Annotated in this window: 4 protein-coding genes; 2 read left to right on the top strand and 2 right to left on the bottom strand. The window is 46.1% G+C overall.

The annotated features are described in order from the left end of the window. Positions 1-2: 2 nt before the first annotated feature. A protein-coding gene (locus A3IK_RS20740) for an IS1 family transposase (protein ID WP_425425411.1) occupies positions 3-723 on the bottom strand; the annotation gives its coding sequence in 2 pieces (ribosomal slippage) (positions 3-473 and positions 475-723; 720 coding nt in all). 69 nt (positions 724-792) lie between these two features. Continuing rightward, positions 793-1365: an FCD domain-containing protein gene (locus A3IK_RS18740; protein WP_020559168.1), complete on the bottom strand. Its 573-nt coding sequence runs from the start codon at positions 1363-1365 to the stop codon at positions 793-795. A gap of 182 nt (positions 1366-1547) precedes the next feature. On the opposite strand from A3IK_RS18740, the gene A3IK_RS0106480 reads away from it, so the two are divergent. After that, positions 1548-3248 (top strand): L-lactate permease, encoded by a 1701-nt coding sequence (locus A3IK_RS0106480; protein WP_026220838.1) that lies wholly within the window; start codon positions 1548-1550, stop codon positions 3246-3248. A 155-nt stretch (positions 3249-3403) separates the two neighbouring features. Then, positions 3404-6214 (top strand): FAD-binding and (Fe-S)-binding domain-containing protein, encoded by a 2811-nt coding sequence (locus tag A3IK_RS0106475; protein ID WP_020559166.1) that lies wholly within the window; start codon positions 3404-3406, stop codon positions 6212-6214. Positions 6215-6256: the final 42 nt, after the last annotated feature.

Raw genomic sequence — 6256 nt, 5'->3', positions numbered from 1 at the left:
GGTCATGATTTAGAAGAGTTGAAAAACATTCTGTTAATAAACGCCCCGATCACCTTATCATGAATCTCCACCGACTTAGAAAAGCAAATCGTCTTGCGTGCCAACCGCTTGATACGGGTGCGAAAATTAAGATTCTGGCGCTCAATAGACTGGGTATAACGCTTAGTGATCAGGTGCTTATCCTTCGGTAAGAGACGTTGATACCCCTCCCAGCCATCTGTGCAAAACAGCCGAATCTTGAAGCGCTGTAAGGAAGCTAATAAACGCTTTAGGGTCTTATCCGCGCGGCTTCCCAGCTCATAGGCCAACACCGTCTTTAAATGCGGTTGCCACGCATACCATAGCCACCGCTTTTGTTTCTTGTGACCCACATAAGACCATTGCTCGTCCATTTCACAGATAAGTTCCACCTTATGGTGCTCCATCACCTCTTGTATCGGTAATGGATTGACTTTTACCGGTTCTAATTTTTTTTAAGTGAGCAATCACGGTCGTGATACTCACTTTCAACACCCGGCTGGTGTCGCGGACACCACTGCCATTCATGGCCATCTCTACTATCTTTTCAGGCGTCTCTGGCTTGTTGCCTTCGTAACGATAGGTGTGCTGAAAACTACGCAGACACTCACGGCATCGATAGCGCGGTTCGCCACTGCGGGCATATCCATGTTTATACACTAATAGACTGTTACAATAACGGCAGGGTACCTCTATCGTAGCCATGAACTTACCTTTCTGAACTTGCGGGGAAACCGATCACTATAAGAGATGTAGGTGTATGATTCAACTCCTTTAAATCATGACCGGCAAGGTATAGAGCTTATCTAAACTGTGCGAAATACTATTTTGCAACAAATCAAATAAGCTACGCATGACATGCAAGAGCACTAAGTTATGAGAGGCTTCTGCAATCGCGAGATGAAAGGCAGCATCGGCTTGTGCTTCTTCAAGCGGGTTACCTTTGCCATGTAATTGAATCATGCGTTCAAAGCAGGTTTGGATATGGGCCTTATCTTCTTCCGTAGCACGTAGGGCAGCATACCAAGCGGCATTCCCCTCTAGTGCATGGCGAATTTCCAGTACATCAAAACGGTATTCGGGATTTTCTTTAAACAAAGACAGCATGGGATCAACAAAACCAATCGGTTTGGTACTAACCACATAAGTACCTCCACCGACACGGCTAGCTAATAAACCTTTGCTAATCAATTGTTGTAAGGCTTCGCGTAAGGAGGAGCGTGAGACTTGCAGCTCTTCGGCGAGTTGGCGTTCAGCGGTAAGACGTGAGCCAATAGGCCAATAACCACTGGCTAAACGTTGCTCTAATAAATCAGCGACTTGATCAGCAATACGATTTTTACTCATCACTCCATCCTAAAATTGGTCGTACCAATTAAGCGAATACTAAATCATTGAAAAACTAAGTTCAAGTGAATTTAAAATAATGATTGACACTATATTTAGCTACTATCAGAATCATTGAGCATTGCCAATAACATGACATTTGTCATATTGGTATGACCAATTTGCTGCTAGGAGTGTGTTCAATGAACCAAACATTGCTTTCGTTAATGGCTTTTGTGCCACTGATTTTAGCTGCGGTGTTATTAGTGGGGCTGAATTGGCCTGCTCGCCGTGCTATGCCCCTTGTCTTTGTTGTCACCGCTGTGATTGCATTAACGGCGTGGGATATGACTTTTAATCGCGTATTAGCCTCGACCTTACAAGGCTTGATTCTCACCGGCTCTATTCTCTGGATTATTTTCGGCGCAATTTTATTGCTGAATACCTTGAAACATTCCGGTGGTATTACCGCTATTCGTAGTGGTTTTTCTAATATTAGCGCTGATCGTCGGATTCAAATTATTATTGTGGCGTGGCTATTTGGTTGCTTTATTGAGGGGGCTTCTGGTTTTGGTACACCGGCTGCGGTGGTGGCTCCTTTATTAGTAGCATTGGGTTTTCCTGCGATGGCAGCGGTCGTGATAGGCATGATGGTGCAATCCACTCCGGTATCCTTTGGTGCGGTAGGTACACCGATTATCGTGGGGGTATCCGGTGGCTTGAATAAAGCAGCGATTAGTGAACAGCTAACGGCGGTAGGCTCTAACTGGGATATGTTTTATCGACTGATTACCTCAGAAGTGGCCTTGACCCATGCCACTATAGGGGTGTTAATGCCGCTGTTTATGTGTGCCATGTTAACGCGCTTTTTCGGGCGCAATCGCTCGTGGTTAGAGGGTTTAGCCGTCGCCCCCTTTGCTATTTTCGCGGGTCTTGCCTTTGTCATTCCTTATGCCTTCGCTGGGGTGTTTTTAGGGCCAGAGTTCCCCTCAATTATTGGTGCATTGGTCGGATTAGCGATTGTCGTTCCCGCTGCTCGTAAAGGTTTTTTACTGCCTAAATCTACTTGGGAATTTGCTGACCCTAAGGACTGGCCTGATACTTGGTTAGGTAGCTTAGAAATTAAACTGGATAGTTTGACTACTAAAAACCCCATTTCCATCGGCATGGCATGGTTACCCTATATCTTATTAGCTGTTTTATTAGTGTTATCACGGGTTAGCCCTGAGCTAAAAGCCTTCTTTATGAATTATTTGGTTATAGGCTGGAGTGATATTCTGGGTGAAAAAGGGGTGTCGGGTAAGATTGAGTTCTTATATTTGCCGGGTGGCATTATGATTTTAGTGGTGCTCGCGACCTTCTTCTTGCACCGCATGCAATTTAATGAACTGAAAGCCGCCGTCAGTGAGTCCTCACGTACTCTATTAGGTGCAGGGTTTGTGTTGGTCTTTACCATTCCTATGGTACGGATTTTAATTAATTCGGGCGTTAATTTAGCCGATTTACCCTCGATGCCACGGGCGATGGCGGAGTTAGTCGCAAGTAGTGTGGGACATATTTACCCCTTCTTTGCGCCTGCTGTGGGGGCTTTAGGGGCGTTTATTGCGGGGTCTAATACCGTATCTAATCTTATGATGGCACAATTCCAATTTGATACCGCGAATTTAATCGGAGTATCAGGCGCTTTATTAGTTGCCGTGCAAGCCGTAGGGGCTGCCGCAGGGAATATGATTGCTATTCATAATGTGGTCGCCGCTTCCGCCACCGTAGGCTTATTAGGGCGTGAAGGACAAACCATTCGCATGACGATTATTCCTACCCTCTATTATTTAGTCGCAGCCGGTACATTAACCTTAATCGCGATTCATGTATGGGGAATTACGGATCCTTTAATGGTAAAATAAACTAAGGTGAGTTTACCAACGCGTGTGGCTTATTGTGAGTAATAGGCCACATGCTCGTTTTAATTATCTTGCTAGGGAAGAAGTACTCCTTTGTTTTTACAAGAGCGGGTTTTAGCAAGGTAAAATATTCAATAAGTATGCTAGGAGGGTAGGTTATGTCAGGGGTTTATCAGCAATTTTGTCAGGCGTTAAGCGCAATACTACCTCACCAGCAAATCTTTACGGATGAATTTACCCGTCTCACCTATGGCACGGATGCGAGTTTTTATCGTCTGACCCCAGAGGTAGTGGTGAAGGTCAAAGATGAAGACGAGTTACTTGCCACCCTGCGTTTAGCGCGAAATTATGATCTACCTGTCACCTTTCGTGCCGCCGGAACCAGTCTTTCGGGTCAGGCGGTGACTAACTCCATTTTGATTATGATGGAGGGTAATAGCTGGCGTGATTTTCAGGTGCTGGATCAAGGCCATGTTATTAATCTGCAACCCAATATTATCGGCGCACAAGCCAATCAATATCTCGCACCCTTTGGACGCAAAATCGGCCCTGACCCGGCCTCGATTAATACTTGTAAAATTGGTGGCATTGCAGCGAATAATGCTTCCGGTATGTGTTGCGGTACAGCACAAAATAGCTATCACACCTTAAAAGGCATGCGGGTGATTTTAGGGGATGGTACGGTGATTGATACCCGAACCGATGCTGGACGCCAAACCGCTTTTAATACCCACCGGCCTTTATTGAATCAAATCTCGGTTTTAGCACAGCAAGTCAAAAGTAACACCGAGCTGAGTGCGCGTATTAAACATAAATTCCGCCTTAAAAATACTACGGGCTATAGTATTAATGCGTTAGTGGATTATGTTGATCCGCTGGATATTCTGACTCACCTCATGATTGGCTCAGAAGGAACTTTGGGCTTTATTGCCGCGATTCAATATCACACCGTACCGGATTATCCCCATAAAGCGACTAGTCTCGTCTTTTTCCCGCACATTGAGGCCGCTTGTTTAGCAGTGACAGCACTTAAAACGCAGCCGGTGGATGCGGTGGAGCTGATTGATGGTGCCGGTTTAAAGTCAGTACAAGATAAAGCTGGCATGCCGAGTATTTTAAAAGAGTTGAGTACGGAGGCTGCCGCTTTACTAATTGATATTCGCGCCCCCCATCAGACAGAACTCACAGACAAAATCCAAGCGGTGCAAAACCTCTTGGCGGCGCATCAAGTGTTAGTTCCCTTTGAGTTTACCCAAGACCCCGTGCAATACGCGCAACTTTGGAGTGTGCGTAAAGGTTTATTTCCCGCAGTAGGTGCGGTGCGTCCGGTGGGTACTACAGTGATTATTGAGGATGTCGCTTTCCCCATTGAGCAATTAGCGGCAGGGGTGCGTGAGTTACAGGGACTATTTGCTAAGTATGCCTATTATGAGGCGCTGATTTTTGGGCATGCCTTAGAGGGGAATGTGCATTTTGTCTTTACGCAGGATTTTGGTACGGAGGCTGAAGTAAAACGCTATGAAGGTTTTATGCACGATGTCGCCGAGCTGGTAGCCGTTAAATATGGTGGCTCGCTCAAAGCCGAGCATGGTACGGGGCGCAATATGGCTCCTTTTGTGGAGTTAGAATGGGGGCGCGAAGCCTATGAACTCATGTGGCAAATCAAAACCCTATTTGATCCCCAAAACCTACTGAACCCCGGTGTGCTCTTAAATACCGATAAGAATATTCACCTCAAAAACCTTAAACCAATGCCCGCTACTCATGAGCTGGTCGATCGCTGTATTGAGTGCGGCTTTTGTGAGCCGGTGTGTCCGTCGCGTAATCTAACCTTAACACCACGTCAGCGGATTGTGGCTTGGCGTGAACATGCACGGTTGAAGCAGGCACATCCAGAGCAAGTAAGTGCTTGGGATCAACGTTTTGAGTATCAAGGTTTAGATACTTGTGCGGTGGATGGACTGTGCTCGACTCGTTGTCCGGTGGGGATTAATACCGGCGAGCTAGTGCGAGCGTTACGCACTGAGCAGCAGGGTACTATGGCTAAAAATACGGCGAGTTTAGCGGCAGGGCATATTGCAGCTATTACGCAAATGACTCATGTGGTTTTGGGTTCAGGTTATGTGAAGTCTAAAGTGTTTGGGCTGAATAATTTCACAGCTATGAGTAGGCAGTTTACTAGATTAACCAAGATGCCTTATTGGCATGAAGGTATGCCACGAGCGGCAAGTGCGGTGCGTAGATTAGCGCACAATACAACCGGCGTGAATGGCAAAGTGGTGTATTTCCCCTCTTGTGTCACGCGCACCATGGGGACGGGGATTGGCGATACCGAGACCCGTGATTTAAAGCAGGTCATAGATAGCTTATTAAGCAAAGCGGGTTTTGAGGCCATTATTCCGCCTAAGGTAACTGGGTTATGTTGTGGCTTGCCCTTTGCCAGTAAAGGCTTTCCTGAGCAGGCTAACCATGCCGTGCTAGCCTTAGAGCAAGTATTGTGGGAGGTCAGCGAGCAGGGTAAGTATCCGATTTTATGTGATACTAGTCCTTGTACTTTGCGCTTTATTGAAAATTTCACTAAGCCTATGCAGCTCTATGAAACGGCAGGGTTTATTAGTGAATATTTATTACCCCATTTGAACCTGACCCCGCAAACAGACCCTGTCGCTTTACATATTACGTGTAGCGCTAGAAAAATGGGCTTAGATAAGGTATTGCGCGATTTAGTAAAACGTTGTGCGCCACAGGTGATTGAACCGGAAGAGGAAGGTTGTTGTGGTTTTGCCGGTGATAAGGGTTTTACCACACCGGAGTTAAATGCCTCCGCCTTAAGTCGCCTAAAACAGCAACTACCGGATAATTGCACTGAAGGAGTGAGTAATAGTCGTACTTGCGAGATAGGTTTAACGCTACATAGTGGGCGGCAATATCGTTCAGTGGCCTATTTAGTGGAGCGCTGTGTGGTATAGGTTTTCTATGTATCAGTGCATGATAGAGCTATTAGTGTTGTC

It is taken from the genome of Thiofilum flexile DSM 14609, assembly GCF_000380185.1.
In the GTDB taxonomy this organism is placed as follows: Bacteria; Pseudomonadota; Gammaproteobacteria; order Thiotrichales; family Thiotrichaceae; genus Thiofilum; species Thiofilum flexile.
The sequence above is the reverse complement of the archived record's forward strand: the minus strand, read 5'-3'. Positions and strand labels throughout refer to the sequence as shown.

What these genes read in the sequence shown, in the direction of transcription:
- A3IK_RS0106480 (WP_026220838.1), top strand. Translation starts at nt 1,548, where the DNA reads ATGAACCAAACATTGCTTTCGTTAATGGCTTTTGTGCCACTGATTTTA.
- A3IK_RS18740 (WP_020559168.1), bottom strand. Translation starts at nt 1,365, where the DNA reads ATGAGTAAAAATCGTATTGCTGATCAAGTCGCTGATTTATTAGAGCAA.
- A3IK_RS0106475 (WP_020559166.1), top strand. Translation starts at nt 3,404, where the DNA reads ATGTCAGGGGTTTATCAGCAATTTTGTCAGGCGTTAAGCGCAATACTA.